The sequence below is a fragment of the Enterobacter sp. MG-EB028 genome, from assembly GCF_056673305.1.
On record NZ_CP195079.1, the window covers coordinates 4,343,627 to 4,369,733 of the forward strand.

The 26,107-nt window shown below is 52.4% G+C and carries 23 protein-coding genes, 2 tRNA genes and 4 rRNA genes; 13 read left to right on the forward strand and 16 right to left on the reverse strand.

Going from position 1 to position 26,107, the window contains the following annotated elements:
* Positions 1-107 precede the first annotated feature (107 nt).
* From ACR42C_RS20590 to ACR42C_RS20620, 7 genes are all read left to right on the forward strand, one after another.
* Positions 108-1,247: an efflux RND transporter periplasmic adaptor subunit gene (locus ACR42C_RS20590; protein ID WP_116343550.1), complete on the forward strand. Its 1,140-nt coding sequence runs from the start codon at positions 108-110 to the stop codon at positions 1,245-1,247.
* A gap of 11 nt (positions 1,248-1,258) precedes the next feature.
* Positions 1,259-4,372 (forward strand): efflux RND transporter permease subunit, encoded by a 3,114-nt coding sequence (locus ACR42C_RS20595; protein WP_320721222.1) that lies wholly within the window; start codon positions 1,259-1,261, stop codon positions 4,370-4,372.
* Between the two features lie 303 nt (positions 4,373-4,675).
* Positions 4,676-4,897 (forward strand): lipoprotein, encoded by a 222-nt coding sequence (locus ACR42C_RS20600; RefSeq protein ID WP_008502867.1) that lies wholly within the window; start codon positions 4,676-4,678, stop codon positions 4,895-4,897.
* A 472-nt stretch (positions 4,898-5,369) separates the two neighbouring features.
* The gene (locus ACR42C_RS20605) at positions 5,370-6,395 is read left to right on the forward strand and encodes an amino acid ABC transporter substrate-binding protein (RefSeq protein WP_116343552.1); all 1,026 of its coding nucleotides are present in this window, start codon (positions 5,370-5,372) and stop codon (positions 6,393-6,395) included.
* Between the two features lie 67 nt (positions 6,396-6,462).
* A complete protein-coding gene (locus tag ACR42C_RS20610; RefSeq protein WP_116343553.1) occupies positions 6,463-7,644 on the forward strand; it encodes an amino acid ABC transporter permease in 1,182 nt (393 codons plus the stop codon).
* 9 nt (positions 7,645-7,653) lie between these two features.
* Positions 7,654-8,757 carry an amino acid ABC transporter permease gene (locus tag ACR42C_RS20615; protein WP_316379829.1) on the forward strand — a complete coding sequence of 368 codons (1,104 nt, stop codon included), beginning with the start codon at positions 7,654-7,656 and terminating at the stop codon, positions 8,755-8,757.
* A gap of 7 nt (positions 8,758-8,764) precedes the next feature.
* Complete coding sequence (locus ACR42C_RS20620) at positions 8,765-9,523, forward strand: amino acid ABC transporter ATP-binding protein (RefSeq protein ID WP_014885454.1); 759 nt, start codon at positions 8,765-8,767, stop codon at positions 9,521-9,523.
* A gap of 106 nt (positions 9,524-9,629) precedes the next feature.
* Here the strand turns inward: ACR42C_RS20620 and rrf (ACR42C_RS20625) are convergent.
* From rrf (ACR42C_RS20625) to ACR42C_RS20650, 6 genes are all read right to left on the reverse strand, one after another.
* Positions 9,630-9,745 (reverse strand): 5S ribosomal RNA (gene rrf, locus ACR42C_RS20625).
* 43 nt (positions 9,746-9,788) lie between these two features.
* Positions 9,789-9,864: transfer RNA gene (locus ACR42C_RS20630), tRNA-Thr, on the reverse strand.
* 14 nt (positions 9,865-9,878) lie between these two features.
* Positions 9,879-9,994 (reverse strand): 5S ribosomal RNA (gene rrf / locus ACR42C_RS20635).
* A 69-nt stretch (positions 9,995-10,063) separates the two neighbouring features.
* Positions 10,064-12,968: ribosomal RNA gene (locus ACR42C_RS20640) — 23S ribosomal RNA — on the reverse strand.
* 182 nt (positions 12,969-13,150) lie between these two features.
* Positions 13,151-13,226, reverse strand: a tRNA-Glu gene (locus tag ACR42C_RS20645).
* Positions 13,227-13,311: 85 nt separating this feature from the next.
* Positions 13,312-14,851, reverse strand: a 16S ribosomal RNA gene (locus tag ACR42C_RS20650).
* Together the 16S, 23S and 5S rRNA genes with 2 tRNA genes alongside form the textbook arrangement of a ribosomal RNA operon.
* Before the next feature lie 472 nt (positions 14,852-15,323).
* Here ACR42C_RS20650 and ACR42C_RS20655 point away from each other — a divergent pair.
* On the forward strand, positions 15,324-15,878 hold the full coding sequence (locus ACR42C_RS20655) for a gamma carbonic anhydrase family protein (protein WP_316380280.1): 555 nt from the start codon (positions 15,324-15,326) through the stop codon (positions 15,876-15,878).
* Here the strand turns inward: ACR42C_RS20655 and ACR42C_RS20660 are convergent.
* Genes ACR42C_RS20660 through dprA form a run of 6 tightly spaced genes read right to left on the reverse strand, consistent with a single transcriptional unit; the run spans position 15,854 to position 19,637 of the window.
* Positions 15,854-16,102, reverse strand: coding sequence for a DUF1488 family protein (locus ACR42C_RS20660; protein ID WP_166712481.1), 249 nt, complete (start codon positions 16,100-16,102; stop codon positions 15,854-15,856). The genes ACR42C_RS20655 and ACR42C_RS20660 overlap by 25 nt on opposite strands.
* Positions 16,099-16,917 (reverse strand): shikimate dehydrogenase, encoded by an 819-nt coding sequence (gene aroE / locus ACR42C_RS20665; protein ID WP_479984509.1) that lies wholly within the window; start codon positions 16,915-16,917, stop codon positions 16,099-16,101. The genes ACR42C_RS20660 and aroE overlap by 4 nt, the downstream gene beginning before the upstream one ends.
* Before the next feature lie 4 nt (positions 16,918-16,921).
* A complete protein-coding gene (tsaC, locus tag ACR42C_RS20670; protein ID WP_166712485.1) occupies positions 16,922-17,494 on the reverse strand; it encodes an L-threonylcarbamoyladenylate synthase type 1 TsaC in 573 nt (190 codons plus the stop codon).
* Entirely contained in the window at positions 17,487-18,041 is a 555-nt protein-coding gene (locus ACR42C_RS20675; RefSeq protein ID WP_116344084.1) for a DNA topoisomerase family protein, read from the reverse strand. Before ACR42C_RS20675 ends, tsaC begins: the two co-directional genes overlap by 8 nt.
* A 26-nt stretch (positions 18,042-18,067) precedes the next feature.
* Entirely contained in the window at positions 18,068-18,541 is a 474-nt protein-coding gene (smg, locus tag ACR42C_RS20680) for a DUF494 family protein Smg (protein WP_008503477.1), read from the reverse strand.
* Positions 18,513-19,637 carry a DNA-protecting protein DprA gene (gene dprA, locus ACR42C_RS20685; RefSeq protein ID WP_163331144.1) on the reverse strand — a complete coding sequence of 375 codons (1,125 nt, stop codon included), beginning with the start codon at positions 19,635-19,637 and terminating at the stop codon, positions 18,513-18,515. The genes smg and dprA overlap by 29 nt, the downstream gene beginning before the upstream one ends.
* Positions 19,638-19,766: 129 nt before the next feature.
* On the opposite strand from dprA, the gene def reads away from it, so the two are divergent.
* The 5 genes from def (at position 19,767) to mscL (ending at position 24,543) form a co-directional block, all read left to right on the forward strand.
* Positions 19,767-20,276: a peptide deformylase gene (def, locus tag ACR42C_RS20690; protein WP_006812188.1), complete on the forward strand. Its 510-nt coding sequence runs from the start codon at positions 19,767-19,769 to the stop codon at positions 20,274-20,276.
* Positions 20,277-20,301: 25 nt separating this feature from the next.
* Positions 20,302-21,249 (forward strand): methionyl-tRNA formyltransferase, encoded by a 948-nt coding sequence (gene fmt / locus ACR42C_RS20695; protein ID WP_116344087.1) that lies wholly within the window; start codon positions 20,302-20,304, stop codon positions 21,247-21,249.
* A gap of 52 nt (positions 21,250-21,301) precedes the next feature.
* Positions 21,302-22,588, forward strand: coding sequence for a 16S rRNA (cytosine(967)-C(5))-methyltransferase RsmB (rsmB, locus tag ACR42C_RS20700; protein WP_479984510.1), 1,287 nt, complete (start codon positions 21,302-21,304; stop codon positions 22,586-22,588).
* Positions 22,589-22,610: 22 nt separating this feature from the next.
* Positions 22,611-23,987: a Trk system potassium transporter TrkA gene (gene trkA, locus ACR42C_RS20705; RefSeq protein WP_014885463.1), complete on the forward strand. Its 1,377-nt coding sequence runs from the start codon at positions 22,611-22,613 to the stop codon at positions 23,985-23,987.
* A 145-nt stretch (positions 23,988-24,132) separates the two neighbouring features.
* Positions 24,133-24,543, forward strand: coding sequence for a large-conductance mechanosensitive channel protein MscL (gene mscL, locus ACR42C_RS20710; RefSeq protein ID WP_014833515.1), 411 nt, complete (start codon positions 24,133-24,135; stop codon positions 24,541-24,543).
* Here the strand turns inward: mscL and ACR42C_RS20715 are convergent, their stop codons facing one another.
* The 4 genes from ACR42C_RS20715 to rplQ all read right to left on the reverse strand — a co-directional run bounded on the left by ACR42C_RS20715 (position 24,544) and on the right by rplQ (position 26,104).
* Positions 24,544-24,759, reverse strand: coding sequence for an alternative ribosome-rescue factor A (locus tag ACR42C_RS20715; protein ID WP_151413590.1), 216 nt, complete (start codon positions 24,757-24,759; stop codon positions 24,544-24,546). It abuts the gene before it with no gap.
* A 57-nt stretch (positions 24,760-24,816) separates the two neighbouring features.
* A complete protein-coding gene (gene zntR / locus ACR42C_RS20720) occupies positions 24,817-25,242 on the reverse strand; it encodes a Zn(2+)-responsive transcriptional regulator (RefSeq protein WP_316380274.1) in 426 nt (141 codons plus the stop codon).
* A gap of 2 nt (positions 25,243-25,244) precedes the next feature.
* Entirely contained in the window at positions 25,245-25,613 is a 369-nt protein-coding gene (locus ACR42C_RS20725; protein ID WP_479985213.1) for a DnaJ family domain-containing protein, read from the reverse strand.
* A gap of 107 nt (positions 25,614-25,720) precedes the next feature.
* A complete protein-coding gene (gene rplQ, locus ACR42C_RS20730; RefSeq protein WP_001216368.1) occupies positions 25,721-26,104 on the reverse strand; it encodes a 50S ribosomal protein L17 in 384 nt (127 codons plus the stop codon).
* Positions 26,105-26,107: the final 3 nt, after the last annotated feature.

Here is a 26,107-nt window from a genome sequence, read left to right on the forward strand (position 1 = left end):
ACATTAAATACCCTCATTATTATACGCAGCTACATTTTATTTTTTCCCTCTGCCCCAACTACCGATCTACGGCAAACATCGGTTAATGGGTATTTAAAGGAACAGTAATGACGAATCATTTCAGACGTTTACCCTTAGCCGGTTTCATTGTCTGCGCTGTGCTGCTCACTGGATGCGATGGCCAGGAAAATCATCAACAACATGCGCAGGCGCCTCAGGTCAGCGTCCATATCGTGAAAAGCGCGCCGCTGGCTGTCACAACTGAACTACCGGGCAGAACCGATGCGTTCCGCGTTGCGGAGGTTCGTCCACAGGTTAGCGGTATTATTCTGCGTCGCAACTTCACGGAAGGTAGCGATGTAAAAGCAGGGGATTCACTGTATCAGATTGATCCTGCGACCTATCAGGCGGCTTACGACAGCGCGAAAGGCGAGCTGGCAAAGGCGCAGGCGGCGGCCAAAATTGCACACCTGACGGTGAAACGTTATCTGCCTCTGGTGGGGACGCAGTACGTCAGCAAACAGGAGTATGACCAGGCCGTGGCCACCGCCCAGCAGGCAGATGCCAGCGTCGTCGCCGCAAAAGCGGGCGTTGAAAGCGCACGTATCAACCTTGCGTATACCAAAGTGACGTCCCCTGTCGATGGCCGCATCGGTAAATCCAGCGTAACGGAAGGGGCGCTCGTCACGAACGGACAGGCCGCGGCGCTGGCAACGGTCCAGCAACTCGATCCGATTTATGTCGATGTCACCCAGTCAAGCAATGAATTCATGCGACTGAAGCAGACGAGCCTGCAAAAAGGAGATACGGCCAGCAGCGTTGAGCTGCTGATGGAGAATGGCCAGCCCTATCCGCTGAAAGGCACCCTGCAGTTCTCCGACGTTACGGTGGATGAAAGCACCGGCTCAATCACGCTGCGTGCCATTTTCCCGAATCCTCAACACATGCTGTTACCTGGGATGTTTGTTCGCGCCCGTATAGATGAGGGAACACAGCCAGATGCCATTCTGGTTCCGCAGCAGGGCGTGACCCGCACGCCGCGAGGCGACGCAACCGTGCTGGTGGTAAACGATAAAAACCAGGTTGAATCACGTACCGTCGTTGCGCCCCAGGCCATTGGCGATCGCTGGCTGGTGACGGAAGGGCTGAAAAACGGTGACCGCGTGATCGTCAGCGGATTACAAAAAGTCAGACCCGGCGCTACCGTCGTCGCCACGCCAGATACCACCACGACTCCCGCCGGTTAAGGAACGACGACATGGCTAATTTCTTTATTCAGAGGCCAGTTTTCGCCTGGGTGCTTTCCATCATTCTAATGATTGCTGGCGGCCTGGCTATTCTCAAACTGCCCGTCGCCCAGTATCCAACGATTGCCCCGCCTGCCGTGGCGATTTCCGCAACCTACCCCGGCGCTGACGCCCAGACGGTGCAGGATACCGTGACCCAGGTTATCGAACAGAACATGAACGGTATCGATAACCTGATGTATATGTCTTCCACCAGCGATTCAGCGGGTAACGTCACCATTACGCTGACCTTCGAATCAGGAACGGATCCGGACATCGCCCAGGTGCAGGTGCAGAACAAGCTGCAGCTCGCCATGCCGCTGCTGCCGCAAGAGGTACAGCAGCAAGGGATTGGCGTTGAGAAATCCAGCAGCAGCTTCCTGCTGGTCGCCGGTTTTGTTTCGGACAACAAAAACCTTACTCAGGATGATATCTCCGACTATGTCGCCTCGAACGTCAAAGATGCCATCAGCCGAACGACGGGCGTCGGCGACGTTCAGCTGTTTGGTGCCCAGTATGCGATGCGCATCTGGCTCGACAGCAATGCAATGAATAAATACCAGCTGACGCCGCTGGATATTATCAACCAGTTGAAAACTCAGAACGACCAGATTGCGGCAGGCCAGTTGGGCGGCACGCCGTCTGTGCCCGGGCAGCAGCTGAATGCCTCCATCATCGCGCAAACCCGCCTGAAATCACCGGAGGAGTTTGGCCGCGTGACGCTCAAGGTAAATCAGGATGGCTCGATGGTTCACCTGAAGGATGTCGCTCGCATTGAGCTGGGTGGCGAAAACTACAACATGGTGACCAAAATCAACGGGCAGGCCGCCACCGGTCTGGGGATTAAGCTGGCAACCGGGGCAAACGCGCTGGATACAGCGGCAGCCATCAAGAGCAAGCTGGCGCAACTGCAACAGTTCTTCCCGCAGGGGCTTAAGGTCGTCTACCCCTATGACACCACCCCATTTGTGAAAATTTCTATTCATGAAGTGGTGAAGACCCTGTTTGAAGCGATCGTTCTGGTCTTCCTGGTCATGTATTTGTTCTTGCAAAACCTGCGGGCGACGCTCATCCCAACTATCGCGGTGCCGGTGGTTCTTCTGGGTACCTTCGCGGTTCTGGCGGCGTTCGGTTTCTCTATCAACACCCTGACGATGTTCGGGATGGTGCTGGCGATAGGGCTATTGGTTGATGACGCCATCGTGGTGGTCGAGAACGTTGAGCGCGTGATGGTTGAGGACAAGCTGCCACCGAAAGAGGCCACGCAGAAGTCGATGGGGCAGATCCAGGGCGCGCTGGTGGGGATCGCTATGGTCCTCTCGGCGGTCTTTGTTCCGATGGCCTTTTTTGGCGGCTCGACGGGAGCCATCTATCGCCAGTTCTCACTGACTATCGTTTCCGCCATGGCGCTCTCCGTGCTGGTTGCGCTGATCCTGACGCCCGCACTGTGCGCAACGTTGCTTAAACCCGTCTCTGGCGATCATCATGAGAAAAAAGGGGGGTTCTTTGGCTGGTTTAATGCACTCTTTGATAAGAGCGTGGAGCACTACAGTAACAGCGTGAGCGGTATTTTGCGTAAGACCGGTCGCTATCTGGTGGTGTACGTCATAATTGTTGGTGGGATGGCGGTGCTGTTTCTGCGCTTACCCACCTCCTTCCTGCCCGAAGAGGATCAGGGGGTGTTTATGACAATGGTTCAACTCCCGGCTGGTGCGACCCAGACGCGGACTCAGCAGGTTCTCGACCAGGTTCAGGACTACTACCTGAATAAAGAGAAGGCGAACGTTGAATCCGTGTTTACGGTGAACGGCTTTAGCTTTAGCGGCCAGGGCCAGAACTCCGGTATTGCCTTCGTCAGCCTGAAGCCCTGGGAAGAACGTTCGGGGGAAGAAAATAGCGTTGAGGCAATCGTCGGCCGTGCAACAAGAGCATTCAGCCAGATTAAAGACGGCCTTGTGTTCCCGTTTAACCTGCCGGCTATTATCGAGCTGGGAACCGCAACGGGCTTCGACTTTGAACTTATCGATCAGGCAAACCTGGGGCATACCCAGCTGACGCAGGCGCGTAATCAGCTGCTTGGCATGGTGAAAGAGCACCCTGATCTGCTGGTTCGCGTGCGTCCTAACGGTCTGGAGGATACCCCGCAGTTCAAGCTGGATGTCGATCAGGAGAAAGCGCAGGCGCTGGGTATTAGCATATCTGACGTCAACCAGACGATATCGACGGCATTAGGTGGTACCTATGTGAATGACTTTATCGATCATGGCCGCGTGAAAAAAGTTTACGTCCAGGCGGATGCGAAATTCCGTATGCTGCCGGGGGACATCAACAACCTCTACGTACGCAGCGCGAATGGGGAAATGGTGCCGTTCTCATCCTTTAGCAGCGCTCACTGGGTTTACGGTTCTCCTCGTCTGGAACGCTACAACGGCATGCCGTCCATGGAAATCCTCGGTGAATCAGCCCCTGGAAAAAGTACCGGTGAGGCCATGGTGATGATGGAAAGCCTGGCGGCAAAACTGCCTTCCGGCATCGGCTATGACTGGACGGGAATGTCTTATCAGGAGCGCCTTTCCGGTAACCAGGCGCCTGCACTGTACGCCATTTCACTGATCGTGGTGTTCCTGTGTCTGGCAGCGCTGTATGAAAGCTGGTCCATTCCCTTCTCCGTTATGCTGGTTGTGCCGCTGGGCGTCATCGGGGCCCTTTTCGCGGCGTCGCTGCGCGGGTTAAACAATGACGTCTATTTCCAGGTCGGCCTGCTGACGACGATTGGGCTATCGGCGAAAAACGCCATCCTGATCGTCGAATTTGCTAAAGACCTGATGGAGAAAGAAGGTAAAGGGATCGTTGAAGCCACCCTGGAAGCCTCAAGAATGCGCCTTCGTCCGATCCTGATGACCTCCCTGGCCTTTATCCTTGGCGTCATGCCGCTGGTGATCAGTACCGGGGCCGGGAGCGGTGCGCAAAATGCCGTCGGTACGGGCGTGATGGGAGGCATGCTTTCCGCAACGCTTCTGGCAATTTTCTTCGTGCCCGTCTTCTTTGTGGTGGTCCGGCGACGCTTCACCAGCCATAAAGAGTAATGTATCTCTGAAAGGCACCTTTTGGTGCCTTTTTTATTTTTAATATAAACAATGGATTAGATATTAGAGGGTTGATTATTAAAAATGCATGAGTTTGCATTAAGTAAAAACACCATCTTGCCACTTCATAATTTCTCCATGAATTCATCCTGAACCCGACTTTTCTCCATGATTTTTACAAACTACATAATTTGAGATTATTCCTCGTGTAACGGGGACTTACCCTGGTGGTAAAATAATCTCCAGTTCGTTAATAGCCCTCCTGGCTTTGTAGCGAATGAGAAATAATACTGAGGTAACATCATGAAAAGATTCATTTCCGTTGCACTTCTCGCTGCGCTGCTTGCTGGTTGCGCGCACGACTCTCCATGTGTACCGGTTTACGATGACCAGGGTCGACTGGTTCATACCAATACCTGTATGAAAGGCACCACCCAGGATAACTGGGAAACAGCAGGTGCTATCGCCGGCGGTGCTGCCGCAGTGGCAGGTTTGACGTTGGGTATTGTTGCCCTGACGAAGTAACATCTGTTCAGAAAGCGCGGCTCTGGCCGCGCTTTTGCTTTTAATGGGTGCAGTATTTTCAAATAAGTAAAAAAATAGCCCCGTATTTATTCACGTAATTAATCCAAGACTGAAGTCAGTCACAAGTTTTTCGCATACTCATTCAAATTACTTATTCTATCGTGATGATTTTCACACATTAATATTATTGAATACCCTGCCAATATTCACCCTGGAAACTACCTCTTCTTTTTCCTGACCCGACTCAAAACTTTTGCTCCGATTTGTGGCACAGGTTGTAATTTCGCACCGTTTCGGGGCGCTCGTTTTATTTAAGCCTGTCTACACTCAGCATTAAGCGTTCACTCGTCTCTTATTTCGTCGAACGCAAAACTGGCATTACGTTTGCTTTATAAACGTTGGCCAACGCCACAGACAGGTTAAGCGCTTAAAACGCTTCTATAACGATAAATTTCGCCACACAGGATGCATTATGAAAAAGACGATGATAGCCAGCCTGGCCGCTGCAGGCATGTTGTTTGCCGTAGCCGGTCAAGCCCATGCGGGAACGACACTGGATGCCGTTAAAAAGAAAGGTTTTGTTCAATGCGGTATCAGTGACGGTTTGCCTGGCTTCTCTTATGCCGATGCGAACGGCAAATTTACCGGTATCGATGTGGATGTCTGCCGTGGCGTTGCAGCCGCCGTTTTTGGCGATGACAGCAAAGTAAAATACACCCCGCTGACGGCGAAAGAACGCTTTACGGCGCTGCAGTCCGGTGAAGTCGACATGCTCTCCCGTAATACCACCTGGACCTCTTCCCGCGATGCAGGCATGGGGATGACATTTACCGGCGTGACCTATTACGACGGCATCGGCTTCCTGACCCACAACAAAGCGGGCCTGAAAAGCGCCAAAGAGCTCGATGGCGCCACCGTGTGTATCCAGGCGGGCACCGATACCGAGTTGAACGTCGCGGATTATTTCAAAGCAAATAAGATGAAATACACCCCTGTGACTTTCGACCGCTCGGATGAGTCAGCCAAAGCGCTGGAATCCGGTCGATGCGACACGCTGGCCTCTGACCAGTCACAGCTGTATGCCTTACGCATTAAGCTGAGCAACCCGGCAGAGTGGGTTGTCCTGCCTGAAGTGATCTCCAAAGAACCTCTCGGCCCCGTTGTACGCCGTGGCGATGAAGACTGGTTCTCCATTGTTCGCTGGACGCTGTTTGCCATGCTGAACGCAGAAGAGATGGGCATCAACTCGAAAAACGTCGATGAGAAAGCGGCGAATCCTTCTACCCCGGATATGGCGCACCTGCTCGGTAAAGAAGGTGATTTCGGCAAGGACCTGAAGCTGGATAACAAGTGGGCTTACAACATCATCAAACAGGTGGGTAACTATGCTGAGATCTTTGAGCGTAACGTGGGATCGGAAAGCCCGCTGAAGATCAAACGCGGCCAGAACAATCTCTGGAATAACGGCGGTATTCAGTACGCGCCACCAGTACGTTAAGTCATAGCTGTAACGGGCACTGCTCGGGCAGTGCCCACTCCAGAGTCATGGTTACTGAGGTTTCTTTATGTCCCATCGCCGCTCAGCCGTAAAAGGATCGCTATCCTTTTCTCATCCCGCGGTCCGCGCCTGGCTATTCCAGATTATTGCTATTGTTGCGGTTGTTCTTATCGCCGTGTATCTCATCCATAACACCATCACGAACCTGAATAATCGCGGTATCACCTCCGGGTTTGCGTTTCTGGATCGCAGCGCAGGGTTTGGGATTGTTCAGCACCTTATTGACTACCAGGAAGGTGACACGTACGGACGCGTGTTTGTGGTCGGTTTACTGAATACGCTGCTGGTATCCGCACTGTGTATTGTCTTCGCTTCCATCCTGGGCTTCTTTATTGGGCTGGCGCGCCTTTCTGAAAACTGGCTCCTGCGGAAACTTTCAACCATTTATATTGAGACATTCCGCAACATCCCACCGCTGCTGCAGATATTTTTTTGGTATTTCGCGGTGCTGCGTAACCTTCCTGGCCCCCGCCAGGCCGTCGATGCGTTTGAGCTGTTTTTTCTCAGTAACCGTGGGTTATACATCCCCTCTCCTCAGGTAGCCGAAGGGCTTTACGCCTTTATCGTCGCCGTTGTTATTGCACTCGCCATTTCTGTCGGCCTGTTTCGCTATAACCGTAAGCACCAGATTAAAACCGGGCAGCTTCGTAAAACATGGCCAACTGGCGCTGTGCTACTTGTTGGCTTACCGTTAGTTGCTCACTGGCTTTTTGGTGCGGCCTTGCACTGGGATATTCCCCATCTGCGCGGGTTCAACTTCCAGGGAGGGATGGTATTAATTCCTGAACTGGCCGCATTAACGCTGGCGCTTTCGATTTATACCTCCGCATTTATTGCGGAAATCATCCGTTCCGGGATTCAGGCTGTGCCTTACGGTCAGCACGAGGCGGCACGCTCACTCGGTTTGCCGAATACCGTGACGCTTCGCCAGGTCATTATTCCTCAGGCTCTACGGGTGATTATTCCGCCTCTGACCAGCCAGTATCTTAACATTGTCAAAAACTCATCGCTGGCTGCTGCCATTGGTTATCCGGATATGGTGTCTCTGTTCGCCGGAACCGTGCTTAACCAGACCGGACAAGCCATTGAAACCATCGCCATCACCATGTCTGTCTATTTGATCATCAGCCTGGTGATTTCATTGCTGATGAACCTTTATAACCGTCGTATAGCACTGGTCGAGCGCTAAGGATCTATGATGACAAAAGCGATACTGTCGCACTCCTCGCGCCCTGCCAGCTCGACAGGTGGACGTTTCATTCTCTGGGCGCGCAAGAATCTGTTCTCCAGCTGGAGCAACAGCCTGCTGACGATTGTCTGCCTGTGGCTCATGTGGGAATTGATTCCTCCCCTGCTGAACTGGGCGTTTTTACAGGCCAACTGGGTCGGTTCAACCCGAGCTGACTGCACAAAAGCCGGTGCCTGCTGGGTATTTATTCATGAACGTTTCGGTCAGTTCATGTATGGATTGTATCCCCATGAACAGCGCTGGCGGATTAATCTGGCGCTGGTTATCGGCCTGCTCTCTGTCGCGGTCATGTTCTGGAAAAAGCTACCTCATCGTGGACGCTATATTGCCGTCTGGGCAGTGGTTTATCCGATTATTGTCTGGGTGCTGATGTATGGCGGTTTCCTGGGGCTGGAACGCGTTGAAACACGCCAGTGGGGCGGTCTGACGTTGACATTGATTATCGCTTCAGTGGGGATAGCCGGCGCGCTACCGTGGGGGATTTTACTGGCCCTGGGACGCCGTTCAAAAATGCCGGTCGTTCGCGTGCTCTCCGTTATCTTCATTGAGTTCTGGCGCGGAGTACCGCTCATCACCGTACTGTTTATGTCGTCGGTCATGCTGCCGCTGTTTATGGCAGAGGGTACAACGATAGACAAACTGATCCGTGCCCTGGTCGGGGTGATTCTCTTCCAGTCCGCCTATGTCGCTGAAGTTGTACGCGGTGGCCTGCAGGCGTTGCCCAAAGGCCAGTACGAAGCGGCGGAATCGCTGGCGCTCGGTTACTGGAAGACGCAGGGGCTGGTGATCCTTCCGCAAGCGCTCAAGCTGGTTATCCCTGGACTGGTCAATACGATCATTGCTCTCTTTAAAGATACCAGCCTGGTGATCATCATCGGATTGTTCGATCTCTTTAGCAGCGTTCAACAGGCAACCGTTGACCCTGTCTGGCTGGGCATGTCCACCGAAGGATATGTCTTTGCCGCTCTGATCTACTGGATCTTTTGTTTTAGCATGTCGCGCTACAGCCAGCATCTGGAAAAGCGCTTTAACACCGGGCGTACACCGCACTGAGGAAATTATGAGCCAAATAACTATGACACCCGCCGACGCGATGATTACGCTGGAAAATGTGAATAAATGGTATGGACAGTTTCATGTCCTGAAAGACATTAATCTTAAGGTAAAGCAAGGCGAACGCATCGTCCTTTGCGGCCCTTCCGGTTCAGGTAAATCCACAACCATTCGCTGTATTAACCATCTTGAAGAACATCAGCAAGGACGCATTGTTGTAGATGGCATCGAGCTGAATGAAGATATCCGCAATATCGAACGCGTGCGCCAGGAAGTGGGTATGGTATTCCAGCACTTTAATCTTTTTCCACACCTGACCGTTCTGCAGAACTGTACGCTTGCGCCTATTTGGGTCCGAAAAATGCCGAAACAGGAAGCGGAAGCGCTGGCGATGCACTACCTGGAACGCGTTCGTATCGCGGAGCATGCCAATAAGTTTCCCGGCCAGATCTCGGGCGGGCAACAGCAGCGTGTGGCTATCGCCCGTTCGCTGTGCATGAAACCCAAAATCATGCTGTTTGACGAACCGACATCTGCGCTGGATCCCGAAATGGTGAAAGAGGTACTGGATACCATGATTGGGCTGGCGCAATCCGGTATGACGATGTTGTGCGTAACGCATGAGATGGGTTTTGCCAGAACGGTAGCTGACCGGGTGATCTTTATGGACCGCGGAGAGATTGTTGAGCAGGCGCCGCCGGATGAGTTCTTTGCGCATCCGAAGTCAGAACGTACGCGAGCATTCCTGTCGCAGGTGATTCATTAGCCGTTTGCTCTGCCGGGTGGCGGCTTCGCCTTACCCGGCCTACCGTTTTTTCTGGGCATAAACGCAAAAAGGCCATCCTTTCGGATGGCCTTCTCACTTATTTGATGTCTGGCAGTTCCCTACTCTCACATGGGGAGACCCCACACTACCATCGGCGCTACGGCGTTTCACTTCTGAGTTCGGCATGGGGTCAGGTGGGACCACCGCGCTAAAGCCGCCAGACAAATTCTTTTACTTCTTGCCGAACTTTAACCTAAGTATAAAGTGGTGCTGATACCCAGAGTCGAACTGGGGACCTCACCCTTACCAAGGGTGCGCTCTACCAACTGAGCCATATCAGCACGCTAAATTTGATGCCTGGCAGTTCCCTACTCTCACATGGGGAGACCCCACACTACCATCGGCGCTACGGCGTTTCACTTCTGAGTTCGGCATGGGGTCAGGTGGGACCACCGCGCTAAAGCCGCCAGGCAAATTCTGTTAATCTGTATCAAGGCTGAAAATCTTCTGTCTCTTCCGCCAAAACACCTTCGGCGTTGTAAGGTTAAGCCTCACGGTTCATTAGTATCGGTTAGCTCAACGCATCGCTGCGCTTACACACCCGACCTATCAACGTCGTCGTCTTCAACGTTCCTTCAGGAGACTTAAAGTCTCAGGGAGAACTCATCTCGGGGCAAGTTTCGTGCTTAGATGCTTTCAGCACTTATCTCTTCCGCATTTAGCTACCGGGCAGTGCCATTGGCATGACAACCCGAACACCAGTGATGCGTCCACTCCGGTCCTCTCGTACTAGGAGCAGCCCCCCTCAATTCTCCAGCGCCCACGGCAGATAGGGACCGAACTGTCTCACGACGTTCTAAACCCAGCTCGCGTACCACTTTAAATGGCGAACAGCCATACCCTTGGGACCTACTTCAGCCCCAGGATGTGATGAGCCGACATCGAGGTGCCAAACACCGCCGTCGATATGAACTCTTGGGCGGTATCAGCCTGTTATCCCCGGAGTACCTTTTATCCGTTGAGCGATGGCCCTTCCATTCAGAACCACCGGATCACTATGACCTGCTTTCGCACCTGCTCGAGCCGTCACTCTCGCAGTCAAGCTAGCTTATGCCATTGCACTAACCTCCTGATGTCCGACCAGGATTAGCTAACCTTCGTGCTCCTCCGTTACTCTTTGGGAGGAGACCGCCCCAGTCAAACTACCCACCAGACACTGTCCGCAACCCGGATTACGGGTCCACGTTAGAACACCAGCCATTAAAGGGTGGTATTTCAAGGACGGCTCCACGCAGACTGGCGTCCACGCTTCAAAGCCTCCCACCTATCCTACACATCAAGGACCAGTGTTCAGTGTCAAGCTATAGTAAAGGTTCACGGGGTCTTTCCGTCTTGCCGCGGGTACACTGCATCTTCACAGCGAGTTCAATTTCACTGAGTCTCGGGTGGAGACAGCCTGGCCATCATTACGCCATTCGTGCAGGTCGGAACTTACCCGACAAGGAATTTCGCTACCTTAGGACCGTTATAGTTACGGCCGCCGTTTACCGGGGCTTCGATCAAGAGCTTCGCGTTGCCGCTAACCCCATCAATTAACCTTCCGGCACCGGGCAGGCGTCACACCGTATACGTCCACTTTCGTGTTTGCACAGTGCTGTGTTTTTAATAAACAGTTGCAGCCAGCTGGTATCTTCGACTGATTTCAGCTCCACCCGCAGGGGCTTCACCTACATATCAGCGTGCCTTCTCCCGAAGTTACGGCACCATTTTGCCTAGTTCCTTCACCCGAGTTCTCTCAAGCGCCTTGGTATTCTCTACCTGACCACCTGTGTCGGTTTGGGGTACGATTTCGTGTTACCTGATGCTTAGAGGCTTTTCCTGGAAGCAGGGCATTTATCACTTCAGCACCGTAGTGCCTCGTCATCACGCCTCAGTGTTAGAGTGAACCGGATTTGCCTGGAACACACACCTACACGCTTAAACCGGGACAACCGTCGCCCGGCTGACATAGCCTTCTCCGTCCCCCCTTCGCAGTAACACCAAGTACAGGAATATTAACCTGTTTCCCATCGACTACGCCTTTCGGCCTCGCCTTAGGGGTCGACTCACCCTGCCCCGATTAACGTTGGACAGGAACCCTTGGTCTTCCGGCGAGCGGGCTTTTCACCCGCTTTATCGTTACTTATGTCAGCATTCGCACTTCTGATACCTCCAGCAGCCCTCACAGGCCACCTTCGACGGCTTACAGAACGCTCCCCTACCCAACAACGCATAAGCGTCGCTGCCGCAGCTTCGGTGCATGGTTTAGCCCCGTTACATCTTCCGCGCAGGCCGACTCGACCAGTGAGCTATTACGCTTTCTTTAAATGATGGCTGCTTCTAAGCCAACATCCTGGCTGTCTGTGCCTTCCCACATCGTTTCCCACTTAACCATGACTTTGGGACCTTAGCTGGCGGTCTGGGTTGTTTCCCTCTTCACGACGGACGTTAGCACCCGCCGTGTGTCTCCCGTGATAACATTCTTCGGTATTCGTAGTTTGCATCGGGTTGGTAAGCCGGGATGGCCCCCTAGCCGAAACAGTGCTCTACCCCCGAAGATGAGTTCACGAGGCGCTACCTAAATAGCTTTCGGGGAGAACCAGCTATCTCCCGGTTTGATTGGCCTTTCACCCCCAGCCACAGGTCATCCGCTAATTTTTCAACATTAGTCGGTTCGGTCCTCCAGTTAGTGTTACCCAACCTTCAACCTGCCCATGGCTAGATCACCGGGTTTCGGGTCTATACCCTGCAACTTAACGCCCAGTTAAGACTCGGTTTCCCTACGGCTCCCCTATACGGTTAACCTTGCTACAGAATATAAGTCGCTGACCCATTATACAAAAGGTACGCAGTCACACCACGAAGGTGCTCCCACTGCTTGTACGTACACGGTTTCAGGTTCTTTTTCACTCCCCTCGCCGGGGTTCTTTTCGCCTTTCCCTCACGGTACTGGTTCACTATCGGTCAGTCAGGAGTATTTAGCCTTGGAGGATGGTCCCCCCATATTCAGACAGGATACCACGTGTCCCGCCCTACTCTTCGAGTTCACAGCCTGTGTGCTTTCGTGTACGGGAGTATCACCCTGTACCCTGCGACTTTCCAGACGCTTCCACTAACACACAAGCTGATTCAGACTCCGGGCTGCTCCCCGTTCGCTCGCCGCTACTGGGGGAATCTCGGTTGATTTCTTTTCCTCGGGGTACTTAGATGTTTCAGTTCCCCCGGTTCGCCTCGTTAACCTATGTATTCAGTTAACGATAGTGCAACGAATTGCACTGGGTTTCCCCATTCGGACATCGCCGGGTCAAAGGTTCATATCACCTCGCCGGCGCTTTTCGCAGATTAGCACGTCCTTCATCGCCTCTGACTGCCAGGGCATCCACCGTGTACGCTTAGTCGCTTAACCTCACAACCCGAAGATGTTTCACTTCTGATTGCGAAAATTTGAGAGACTCGAACACACATAACATGTGTGTCGTTTCAATTTTCAGCTTGATCCAGATTTTTAAAGAGCAAATATCTCAAACATGACTCGTAAGTCAGTTTTGAGATATGACGGCAGGTGACTTTCACTCACGCACCAGCAAGTGGCGTCCCCTAGGGGATTCGAACCCCTGTTACCGCCGTGAAAGGGCGGTGTCCTGGGCCTCTAGACGAAGGGGACACTGAAGTCTCAATCGCAAGACGCCTTGCTGCTTACTTTTCATCAGACAATCTGTGTGAGCACTGCAAAGGCAGGTTCTTTAAGGTAAGGAGGTGATCCAACCGCAGGTTCCCCTACGGTTACCTTGTTACGACTTCACCCCAGTCATGAATCACAAAGTGGTAAGCGCCCTCCCGAAGGTTAAGCTACCTACTTCTTTTGCAACCCACTCCCATGGTGTGACGGGCGGTGTGTACAAGGCCCGGGAACGTATTCACCGTGGCATTCTGATCCACGATTACTAGCGATTCCGACTTCATGGAGTCGAGTTGCAGACTCCAATCCGGACTACGACGCACTTTATGAGGTCCGCTTGCTCTCGCGAGGTCGCTTCTCTTTGTATGCGCCATTGTAGCACGTGTGTAGCCCTACTCGTAAGGGCCATGATGACTTGACGTCATCCCCACCTTCCTCCAGTTTATCACTGGCAGTCTCCTTTGAGTTCCCGGCCTAACCGCTGGCAACAAAGGATAAGGGTTGCGCTCGTTGCGGGACTTAACCCAACATTTCACAACACGAGCTGACGACAGCCATGCAGCACCTGTCTCAGAGTTCCCGAAGGCACCAAAGCATCTCTGCTAAGTTCTCTGGATGTCAAGAGTAGGTAAGGTTCTTCGCGTTGCATCGAATTAAACCACATGCTCCACCGCTTGTGCGGGCCCCCGTCAATTCATTTGAGTTTTAACCTTGCGGCCGTACTCCCCAGGCGGTCGACTTAACGCGTTAGCTCCGGAAGCCACGCCTCAAGGGCACAACCTCCAAGTCGACATCGTTTACGGCGTGGACTACCAGGGTATCTAATCCTGTTTGCTCCCCACGCTTTCGCACCTGAGCGTCAGTCTTTGTCCAGGGGGCCGCCTTCGCCACCGGTATTCCTCCAGATCTCTACGCATTTCACCGCTACACCTGGAATTCTACCCCCCTCTACAAGACTCTAGCCTGCCAGTTTCGAATGCAGTTCCCAGGTTGAGCCCGGGGATTTCACATCCGACTTGACAGACCGCCTGCGTGCGCTTTACGCCCAGTAATTCCGATTAACGCTTGCACCCTCCGTATTACCGCGGCTGCTGGCACGGAGTTAGCCGGTGCTTCTTCTGCGGGTAACGTCAATCGACAAGGTTATTAACCTTATCGCCTTCCTCCCCGCTGAAAGTACTTTACAACCCGAAGGCCTTCTTCATACACGCGGCATGGCTGCATCAGGCTTGCGCCCATTGTGCAATATTCCCCACTGCTGCCTCCCGTAGGAGTCTGGACCGTGTCTCAGTTCCAGTGTGGCTGGTCATCCTCTCAGACCAGCTAGGGATCGTCGCCTAGGTGAGCCGTTACCCCACCTACTAGCTAATCCCATCTGGGCACATCTGATGGCAAGAGGCCCGAAGGTCCCCCTCTTTGGTCTTGCGACGTTATGCGGTATTAGCTACCGTTTCCAGTAGTTATCCCCCTCCATCAGGCAGTTTCCCAGACATTACTCACCCGTCCGCCACTCGTCACCCGAGAGCAAGCTCTCTGTGCTACCGTTCGACTTGCATGTGTTAGGCCTGCCGCCAGCGTTCAATCTGAGCCATGATCAAACTCTTCAATTTAAGTTTGATGCTCGTGAATTAAACTTCGTAATGAATTACGCATGTTCACTCAGAGACTTGGTATTCATTTATTGTCCGAAGACATTAAGAATCCATGTCACTTTGAGTGCCCACACAGATTGTCTGATAAATTGTTAAAGAGCAGTTGCAACGCGGCTTTCAGCTCACCGTTGCGAGGTGGCGTATATTACGCTTTCCTCTTTCAGAGTCAACCCGTTATTTCAGGATTTTTTCTCTTCAACCGACCGGGTTGTCTGTGAAGTGATTCACATCCGCCGTGTCGATGGAGGCGCATTATAGGGATCCCAATTTTTAGCACAAGTATTTTTTAGATCTTTTTTTCCGACTGCTGATTTTCCGCGCTTTTCGCTGAAATCCCGCCCGATCTGCTTAAATATTGACGTTTTTTGCCTTGCCTCGATCCAATAATATGATCAAGTCTTCCGTATAACGCTCATCCTCAGAGGTAGTTATGTCCGCAGTATTACGCCCATATAAAGATCTGTTCCCCCAAAAAGGCGATCGCGTGATGATCGATGCCACCAGCGTGGTCATTGGTGATGTCCGAATGGCCGATGACGTCAGTATCTGGCCACTCGTTGCGATCAGGGGAGATGTTAACTATGTGTCGATTGGTGCCCGTACCAATATTCAGGACGGTAGCGTTCTGCATGTCACCCACAAATCCTCCTATAACCCGCAGGGTAATCCCCTCATCATTGGAGAAGAGGTTACCGTCGGTCATAAAGTGATGCTTCACGGCTGCACTATCGGTAATCGGGTGCTGGTTGGCATGGGATCGATTTTGCTGGATGGCGTCATAGTAGAAGATGACGTAATGATTGGGGCCGGTAGCCTGGTCCCGCAGAACAAACGTCTGGAGAGCGGCTATCTCTATCTGGGAAGCCCGGTAAAACAGGTCCGCCCCCTTAAGGAGGCAGAGATCGAAGGACTGAAGTACTCAGCGAACAACTACGTAAAATGGAAGAATGACTATTTGGATCAGGACAACCAAACCCAGCCCTGATCGTCTTCCTGCTGATCGCGAATTAAATCGCTGGCTTCCTCTTCCAGATCCCAGCGATTTTCGCAAAATATGTCTATAGGATCTGAACCGCCAAAGCGACGCAACAGCGTTTCCCCATGAATGGCGCAGGTCAATTGCATACCCTGCACCAGCACCGGGAAACAGACCGCTTGTTTACTCTCATCCCAGTTCTCTCTGTCCGGGAAATGAATAGCCTGATTCACGCCGAAAGCTCCTGCTTTAACTTTTCAATGACAGGTTCGACTGCAGGCAACACGCCATGCCAGAGCAGCACCGCATGCGCAGCCTGACCCACCAGCATCCCCAGTCCATCAGCTAGCTGTTTCGCACCGTGTTGCTCGCACCAGTTCAGAAAAGGCGTCTTCCCTTTCTGATAAAACATGTCATAGAAGTACATATGAGGGCTTACCAGAGAAGCGGGGATTGCCGGGATCTCTCCATTAATGCCGCTGGAGGTGGCATTAATGACCAGATCAAATTTACGCCCGGCAAGATCGCCAGGCGCTGCCGCACTTACGCTGCCGGTATGCGCAAACAACGCCGCCAGCGCTTCTGCCCGGGAAAAGGTTCGGTTGGTAATGGTCACCGCACAGTCCAGAGAGAGCAGAGGCAACAGTACTCCCCGCGATGCGCCACCCGCACCAATCAGCAGGACCCGGAAACCGGGTTTAATAAACGACAGTCGTTCCAGATCGCTCAACAAACCTATTCCGTCGGTGTTGTCACCCAGAAGGCGTCCATCTTCAAGCCGTTTCAGGGTATTTACTGCACCAGCCAGCGAAGCACGCTCGGTAAGCTCATCCGCACGTCCGAAGGCTTCCTCTTTAAAAGGGACCGTCACATTAGCGCCTTGACCGCCGGCGGCGAAAAAAGCCTCCAGCGTTGGAATAAATGCATCCACCGGTGCAAGTACGCGACCATAGGGATGATTAATCTGCAGCTGCTTCGCAAATTGCTGATGGATCAGCGGTGACTTGCTGTGCGCAATCGGATTACCAAAAACAGCATAGGTTTCCATGAGATTACCCCTGGCGAAAACGTTCGCCGGTCAAAGCGTCGCGAATTTCAGACGGATTCAGGCGCCCTCCCGTCTCTCCAACAGCAACCGGGAAGTCGTTCCCGAACTGTGCCAGCACTTCTTCGGTTGTACGACAAGGTGGCAATCCGGTCAGGTTGGCGCTGGTTGAGACCAGCGGTTTACCAAATGCCAGACAAAGCTCTATTACCAGCGGGTGGTCAGTTACGCGAACGGCAAGGGAATCAAAGCGTCCGGTCAACCAGCGTGGCGTTGTCGGCTGTGCCGGGAAAACAAAGGTCACTGGACCGGGCCATGCGGAAAAAATAGTCTCGCGCTGCGCCGGCGTCAGCATAGAGTCATCGATGTAGGGCTTAAGCTGCTCGTAATTCGCAGCTATCAAAATCAGCCCTTTCTCGACGGGTCTTTGTTTCAAGGCAAGCAGGCGGCTCACAGCCGTCTCGCTGTCAGGATCGCAACCGACCCCAAAAACAGCTTCAGTTGGATAGGCGATGACTTCTTCATTTTTCAGTACGTCCACTGCATGCGCAATGGAGCCTGATGGCAGGTTATTATTCACTATTTTGATCCGCCGTAACCGGCTTTCCACATTGTTTACTGGCGCAGAAGCGTTTCATACCCTGCGCCGTTTTCTTCTCGATAAGTAGCGGATAGTTGCAATGAATGCAGACGCCCGCTACCGGTTTGAAATTGATAACGAACTGGCATTCAGGGTAGCGATCGCAGGAATGAAAGGTCTTACCATAACGAGAACGGCGTTGTACCAGCTGACCGCGCTGACACTGGGGACACGCAATAGCCGTTTCATCAGGCTTATCAATTTGTTCCGTATGCTCACATTCCGGGTAGCGGCTACAGCCAATAAACATACCGAAACGGCCCTGACGTAGCGCTAATTCACCACCACAAAGAGGACATAGCTGTCCTTCCAGAATTTTGACGATATGTCCATCCGCCTGGCTTTTCAGAGGACGGACATAATCACATTCCGGATAGTGTGAACAACCGAGAAACGGGCCGTGTTTCCCGGACCGAATAACAAGCTCAGCCCCGCACTGCGGGCAGGGCTCGTTTTTATGCACCGTGAATAGTGCTGATTTGGCCATAACAACTCTTGGTGCTGCACATTGAATTAGTGCAGCATACCTTCATTCACTTCAAAGAGTAATTCTTCCATTTGCTGATAGGCATTTTCACAGCCCGGGATATTAAACAGAACCATCAGAATTACCCATTTGAGATCTTCCAGTTCAAATTCTGCCGTATCCAGCGCCATGACGCGCTCTATCACCATTTCTCTCGTTTCGAGGTTTAGCACCTGAATCTGCTCAAGGAATAAGATGAATCCCCGGCAGCTGGCATCCAGCCTTTCACACTCTTCAGCGGTATAAATGCGTACTGACAATGGGTCAGAAGCAAGCTGCATCGGCTCGGCGAGGCCTTCCTGATAATCAGCCAGCTTTTCCAGCCACATCAACGCGTTATAGATATCTTCCCGCTCAAACCCCGCATCGGTAAGATCCTGTGTCAATTTGTCCTGATCCACTCGCATTTCTGCTTCGTTATGGATGTAAGTCTCAAACAAATACATCAGTACGTCGAACATGGCATGCCCTCCTTAATCGGACATAGCCGCCGGGTACAGCTGCGATCCACCCTGCTAACTCCAGTTCGAGTAGCTGTGCTACCGTTACTGGCACAGGTTGGCCGGCACGTTCAGCGACAACGTCAACAGGTGTTACCTCATCTCCTACGTTAGCCAGGAGCTTAGGAAATGGCAATGCCACCTTTCCCTGATCTGATGAATAATGTCGCTTTTCGGGATCTTCCTGCAGACATTGCAAGCCATATTGCAAATTTTCAAGAATGTCTCGCACTTCTGTTACCGGCGTCGCCCCCTGCTTTATCAGCCAGTGTGGTCCTTCGCACCCCGGGTTACCTATCGGGCCGGGTAAGGCGAAAACCTCCCTGCCCTGATCGAGCGCGCATCGTGCCGTGACCAGCGAACCGCTTCGCACTGCCGCTTCAACGACCAATACTCCCTGGCTAAGCCCGCTGATGATTCGGTTACGACGCGGAAAGTTTGCCGGTCGGGGCTGCGCCGAAAGGGGAAACTCAGACACTATCGCCCCGTCAGCTTCGATTAATCGCATAGCCAGCGCCTGGTGCCGACGGGGATAAATGCTAAACAGGCCGTTCCCCAGTACGGCCACGCTACGCCCTTTTGCTGATAGCGCTGCACTATGGGCAACACCGTCAATACCGCAGGCCAGCCCACTGGTGATCGTGAAACCACATTGCGAAAGTTGTTCGCACAGAATTTTTCCCCATCGCTCTCCATACCATGACGGTGCACGGCTGCCTACTACCGCCAGCTGGACAGCATTAAGGGTTTCAGGGTTACCTTTTACGAATAACGCCCCGGGATAATCAGGAATTGCTCGAAGTAAAGGAGGATAAAGTGGATGGTTTGCCGTCAATAAATGATTTCCCGGCTGCTCAAGCCACGCCAGACTACGCTCCAGCTCACTTTCATCTGGGGCAAAGAACCGTTCAACCTGTTTTGCTGTCAGACCGGCGCTTTTGACGACAGGCACGTCGAGGTTTTCATGCTTCTGCAGTTGCACAGCCGCTTCCAGCATTCCATCGCCACATAGTGAACCTGTGTGTATTAGCCGTAGCCATATCTCGATAGACGTCATCCTTTCCCCCCTGCCATAAGCGGCCTGCGCAATCATTGCGATTGGTCACTGATGCTGTCAATCGACCAGGGATTTGTCTAGAATAGAAGTAATATTCTTATCAACTCCTGAACACGACTCTGGAAATTTATGGCAGTTTTGCAAGTGTTACATATTCCGGACGAGCGCCTTCGCATCGTCGCTGAACCGGTCAAAGAAGTGAATGCAGAAATCCAGCGTATCGTTGATGATATGTTCGATACCATGTACGCCGAAGAAGGCATTGGTCTGGCGGCGACGCAGGTGGACATTCACAAACGTATTATCGTGATCGACGTTTCCGAAAATCGCGATGAGCGTCTGGTGCTGATCAACCCTGAATTGCTTGAAAAGAGCGGTGAAACGGGCATTGAGGAAGGCTGCCTGTCCATCCCTGAACAACGCGCTTTGGTGCCACGTGCCGAAAAAGTGAAAATCCGCGCTTTGGATCGTGACGGTAACCCGTTCGAACTGGAAGCAGATGACCTGCTGGCAATTTGCATTCAGCATGAGATGGATCACCTGGTCGGTAAGCTGTTTATCGATTACCTCTCGCCGTTGAAGCAACAGCGTATTCGTCAAAAAGTAGAGAAACTGGATCGTTTGCGCTCTCGCGCATAACGTCCCCCCGGATACAAGGATCATCGTGTCTAAAACACTACGTATTATCTTCGCGGGAACCCCTGATTTTGCAGCGCGTCATCTTGACGCGCTGTTATCTTCTGGTCACCAGGTTGTTGGCGTCTTTACCCAGCCGGACCGTCCGGCTGGCCGCGGTAAAAAACTGATGCCCAGCCCGGTAAAGGTGCTGGCAGAAGAGCATGGGCTTCCCGTTTTCCAGCCCGCATCCTTACGCCCTCAGGAAAATCAGCAGTTGGTCGCTGAGCTGAATGCCGACGTAATGGTGGTGGTGGCTTACGGTTTAATTCTGCCGAAAGCGGTGCTTGATATGCCTCGTCTGGGTTGTATCAACGTGCATGGCTCACTGCTCCCACGCTGGCGTGGTGCGGCACCTATCCAGCGCTCCCTGTGGGCGGGGGATGCAGAAACCGGCGTCACAATCATGAAGATGGACGTAGGTTTAGACACCGGCGACATGCTGCATAAACTGGCGTGCCCTATTACTGCAGACGATACCAGCGCTACGCTGTATGACAAACTAGCAGGCCTCGGTCCGCAAGGGCTTATCGAGACGCTGCAGCAGCTTGCTGACAATACGGCAAAACCTGAGGTTCAGGATGAGGCGCTGGTGACGTATGCTGAAAAACTGAGTAAAGAAGAAGCCCGGATCGACTGGTCCTTGTCTGCCGCTCAACTTGAACGCTGCATCCGCGCCTTTAATCCGTGGCCGATGAGCTGGATGGAGATTGATGAGCAGCCAGTGAAAGTGTGGAAAGCGTCAGTCATTAACGGCAATACGGCTGCTGAACCCGGCACGATTATCGACGCCAGTAAGAACGGTATCCAGGTTGCAACTGCAGAAGGGATTCTGAATCTTGAATCGCTGCAACCGGCCGGGAAGAAAGCGATGAGCGCTCAGGATCTTTTAAATTCCCGTCGCGAATGGTTTATCCCGGGCAATCGCCTTGCCTGAACAAACATATGCTTAAGGCCCGGTGTTTCCGGGCATTTTTATTTTTACGGTTATGAAAAAACAAAATCTACGCAGTATGGCGGCTCAGGCCGTTGAGCAGGTTATCGAGCAGGGCCAGTCATTGAGTAATGTCCTGCCTCCCCTGCAACAAAAAGTATCAGATAAAGACAAAGCCCTGCTCCAGGAGCTTTGCTTTGGCGTTCTGCGCACCCTTTCTCAGCTTGAGTGGCTCATTAATAAGCTGATGTCACGCCCAATGACGGGCAAGCAGCGCACCGTTCATTATTTGATCATGGTGGGTTTTTATCAGCTTCTTCATACTCGCATTCCACCTCACGCCGCGCTTGCTGAAACAGTGGAAGGCGCCGTTGCGATAAAACGTCCTCAGTTGAAAGGATTAATCAACGGCGTACTGCGTCAGTTCCAGCGTCAGCAGGATGAGCTTCTGGCTGAATTTGCGCAAAGCGAAACACGTTTTCTCCACCCGGACTGGCTGCTGAATCGTCTTAAAAAAGCGTATCCGAAGCAGTGGCAAAACATTGCCGAAGCGAATAATCAACGCCCGCCGATGTGGTTACGCGTCAATCGCAATCACCACACCCGTGACGCATGGCTGGCATTACTGGAAGACGCAGGAATGAGTGGATTCACGTATGAAGCCTATCCGGATGCCGTGCGTTTAGCCTCCGCTGCACCGGTACATGCTTTACCTGGTTTTAATGAAGGCTGGGTGACCGTGCAAGATGCCTCTGCTCAGGGTTGTATGACCTGGCTTGAACCCAAAAATGGTGAGCAGATCCTCGATCTGTGCGCGGCGCCTGGCGGAAAAACGACACACATTCTGGAAGTGGCTCCACAGGCCAGCGTGATGGCAGTGGACGTTGATGAGCAGCGTCTTTCACGCGTCTACGACAACCTCAAGCGCCTGGGCATGAAGGCACAGGTTAAACAAGGCGATGGACGCAAGCCTGCGGAATGGTGTGGTGAAACCCAGTTCGACCGCATTTTGCTGGATGCACCCTGCTCTGCAACAGGCGTAATTCGTCGTCATCCGGACATCAAGTGGCTACGCCGCGATCGTGATATTAAGGAACTTGCCCAACTGCAATCGGACATACTTGACGCAATCTGGCCTCATCTTAAACCCGGCGGAACGCTGGTCTATGCCACCTGCTCCGTACTGCCGGAAGAAAACAGCCAGCAAATCGCAGCCTTCCTTAAGCGTACCCCGGACGCTACGCTGCGCGATACGGGAACGCCTGAATGCCCAGGACAGCAAAACCTGCCGGGCGCGGAAGAGGGTGATGGCTTCTTTTACGCTAAGCTAATCAAAGAATGATGTTGAGAACAGGTCACGAGATATGAAGATTATCATTCTGGGCGCAGGACAAGTGGGCGGAACGCTGGCGGAAAACCTGGTTGGCGAAAACAACGACATCACAATCGTTGATACCAACGGCGATCGTCTGCGCGTTTTACAGGACAAATTTGACCTTCGCGTTGTGCAGGGCCATGGCTCACACCCGCGCGTGCTCCGCGAGGCAGGTGCCGACGATGCAGACATGCTGGTTGCGGTGACCAGTTCTGACGAAACCAATATGGTGGCCTGTCAGGTGGCCTACTCGCTTTTCAACACGCCAAACCGAATCGCGCGCATCCGCTCTCCGGACTATGTTCGCGATGCAGAAAAACTGTTTAATTCAGAAGCGGTTCCCATTGATCATCTTATCGCACCGGAACAGCTGGTTATCGACAATATCTATCGTCTGATCGAATATCCAGGCGCACTGCAGGTTGTGAACTTTGCCGAAGGTAAGGTCAGTCTTGCCGTCGTGAAGGCCTATTACGGAGGTCCGTTGATCGGCAACGCGTTGTCCACCATGCGCGAGCACATGCCTCATATTGATACGCGCGTCGCCGCCATTTTCCGCCACGACAGGCCTATCCGCCCGCAGGGCTCCACAATTGTCGAAGCAGGGGATGAGGTCTTCTTTATTGCGGCCTCTCAGCATATTCGTGCGGTGATGAGCGAATTGCAGCGTCTCGAAAAGCCTTATAAACGCATTATGCTGGTCGGTGGTGGCAATATTGGTGCGGGTCTCGCGCGAAGGCTGGAAAAAGACTACAGCGTGAAATTGATCGAGCGCGATCAGCAACGTGCTTCTGAGCTGGCGGAAAAACTGCAAAATACGATCGTATTTTATGGCGACGCGTCAGATCAGGAATTACTGGCAGAAGAGCATATTGATCAAGTTGATCTCTTTATTGCCGTCACCAACGATGACGAGGCGAATATTATGTCCGCCATGCTCGCCAAACGTATGGGGGCAAAGAAGGTCATGGTGCTTATCCAACGTAAGGCGTATGTCGACCTGGTTCAGGGCAGCGTGATTGATATTGCTATTTCACCGCAGCAGGCGACCATTTCCGCTCTGCTGAGCCATGTACGTAAAGCGGACATTGTCGGCGTTTCATCGCTCCGCCGCGGTGTAGCAGAAGCGATTGAAGCGGTGGCCCATGGAGATGAAACCACCTCTCGCGTTGTGGGCCGTGCCATCGACGAAATTAAGCTGCCGCCGGGCACAATTATCGGTGCCGTCGTGCGTGGAAATGATGTCATGATCGCCAATGATAATTTACGTATTGAGCAAGGCGATCACGTAATTATGTTCCTTACCGATAAAAAATTTATTACCGACGTCGAGCGTTTATTCCAGCCAAGTCCATTCTTCCTTTAATATGTCGGGTGCTCTCAATAGAGCACCTGCACTTTACCCCCTTTATTGCTGTGCCTTTTATTTTCATAACGTTTAATTATCCCGAATGGCAATTGGCTAATCATTTGTTAAACTTATAGTCGTCAGCTGGCACAAGGAGAACATAATGAGTTTTATTAAAGAATTTCGCGAATTTGCGATGCGCGGGAACGTGGTGGATTTGGCAGTGGGTGTCATTATTGGTGCGGCATTCGGCAAGATTGTTTCATCATTAGTTGCAGACATCATCATGCCACCTTTAGGGCTGCTAATCGGGGGCATTGATTTCAAACAGTTCGCATTCACGCTGCGTGAAGCACAGGGTGATATCCCGGCAGTAGTAATGCACTACGGCGTGTTTATCCAGAACGTATTTGATTTCGTGATTGTGGCGTTTGCTATTTTTATGGCTATCAAGCTGATCAACAGGCTCAACCGTAAAAAAGAAGAGCCCGCGGCCGCACCAGCACCAACGAAAGAAGAAGTATTGCTGACGGAAATCCGCGATCTGTTAAAAGAGCAGAACAACCGCGTTTAATCAGTAACCAAAAGCAGGAAGGCCAGTGGTAAATAAGCGATTCGCTTGCTTGCCACTGGCCTCCCAGTTACCCCGTTTTGCATGTTTATCTTTGCGCAGATAACTTCCCTTCCCTTTTTTATTCTTTTCAACGCGCTGTCGAAAAAGCGGGTCGTGAAGTAAAGCCTCAATGGCATTGTCTTTAATTTGTCCCTTAGTGTGCTGATAGCGGCTCATAATTTCTCCTGAGCATGGTTTATGACGACGGAAGTCTAGACCCGGGTAGATTAAAAATCAACATCCCCGAGTTTCTCCACTGGCCCCTTGTTCAAGGGCTTCCAGAATTGAGCAATAAATACTGCTGTGGGCCGTTCCGCAACAGGCATCATTAAGCCTTTGCAGAGAACGCTGCATGGTTTGTAGTTCCTGAATACGGGCTTCAACTTCATCAAGCCGGGCCTGCACGATGCTTTTGGATTCCAGGCAGGTGTGATGCTCAGGATCGATGCGGATCGATAGTAACTCGCGGATCGAATCCAGCGTGAAGCCAAGCTGTCGCGCATAGCGTATGAATCTCAGACGCTGCAGATCGTTATCGGTATAAAGCCGAAAGCCACCTTCTGTGCGTACCTCATGATCGATCATTTGCTGCTTTTCGTAATATCGAATAGTGTCCGGCGTTACGTTCGCGAGCTTTGCAAGTTCACCGATACGGTACATCGCTACTCCTCATTTATCTTCTTCAGCAATCTTTCACCGTATTCCCCATGCAGGAATTCCGTGTTCATTCCTGCATGGCGCAGCTTGAGCTCGATCAGCGCAAGCCTGCGGCTAAGTTCTGTATGTCGAGGATCGTCCTGACGGATCCCTTTTAGCAGATCGGCAAGTTCAACAGCCTCTCTGCGCTGCTCAAGCTCAGGAGGAAGGCAGCCGGCATTTTTTAATAAACGATATCCAGCCCGGAGTTCAGGCGCAATATGCAAATCATCTTCCAGTTCCAGAGGTTCGCCGCTTCCGGCAAGATTGTCGAAATCGCCTTTATTTTGGGCATCGCGGATATGGCGTTCTGCCCACTGGTCAAGCAACCACATCATCAGCTCCAGGGGATGAACAAAATTGATACAGGCATTGTAGAGAAATGGGGATACTGCGGATATAAAAAAACCCGCCGAGGCGGGTTTTTTTACGTTACTGCAGATTACTCTGCAGCAGCTTCTGCTTTCTCTGAACGATCAACCAGCTCGATGTAAGCCATCGGCGCGTTGTCGCCTGCACGGAAACCACACTTCAGAATGCGAGTGTAACCACCGGCACGGCTCGCGAAACGCGGGCCCAGTTCGTTAAACAGTTTTGCCACGATCTCGTTATCACGAGTACGGGCGAATGCCAGACGACGATTAGCAACGCTGTCAGTCTTGGCAAGAGTAATCAGCGGCTCAACTACGCGACGCAGCTCTTTCGCTTTAGGCAGGGTCGTCTTGATGATTTCATGACGAACCAGTGAACCTGCCATGTTGCGGAACATAGCCTGGCGATGGCTGCTGTTGCGGTTCAGTTGACGACCACTCTTACGATGGCGCATGAC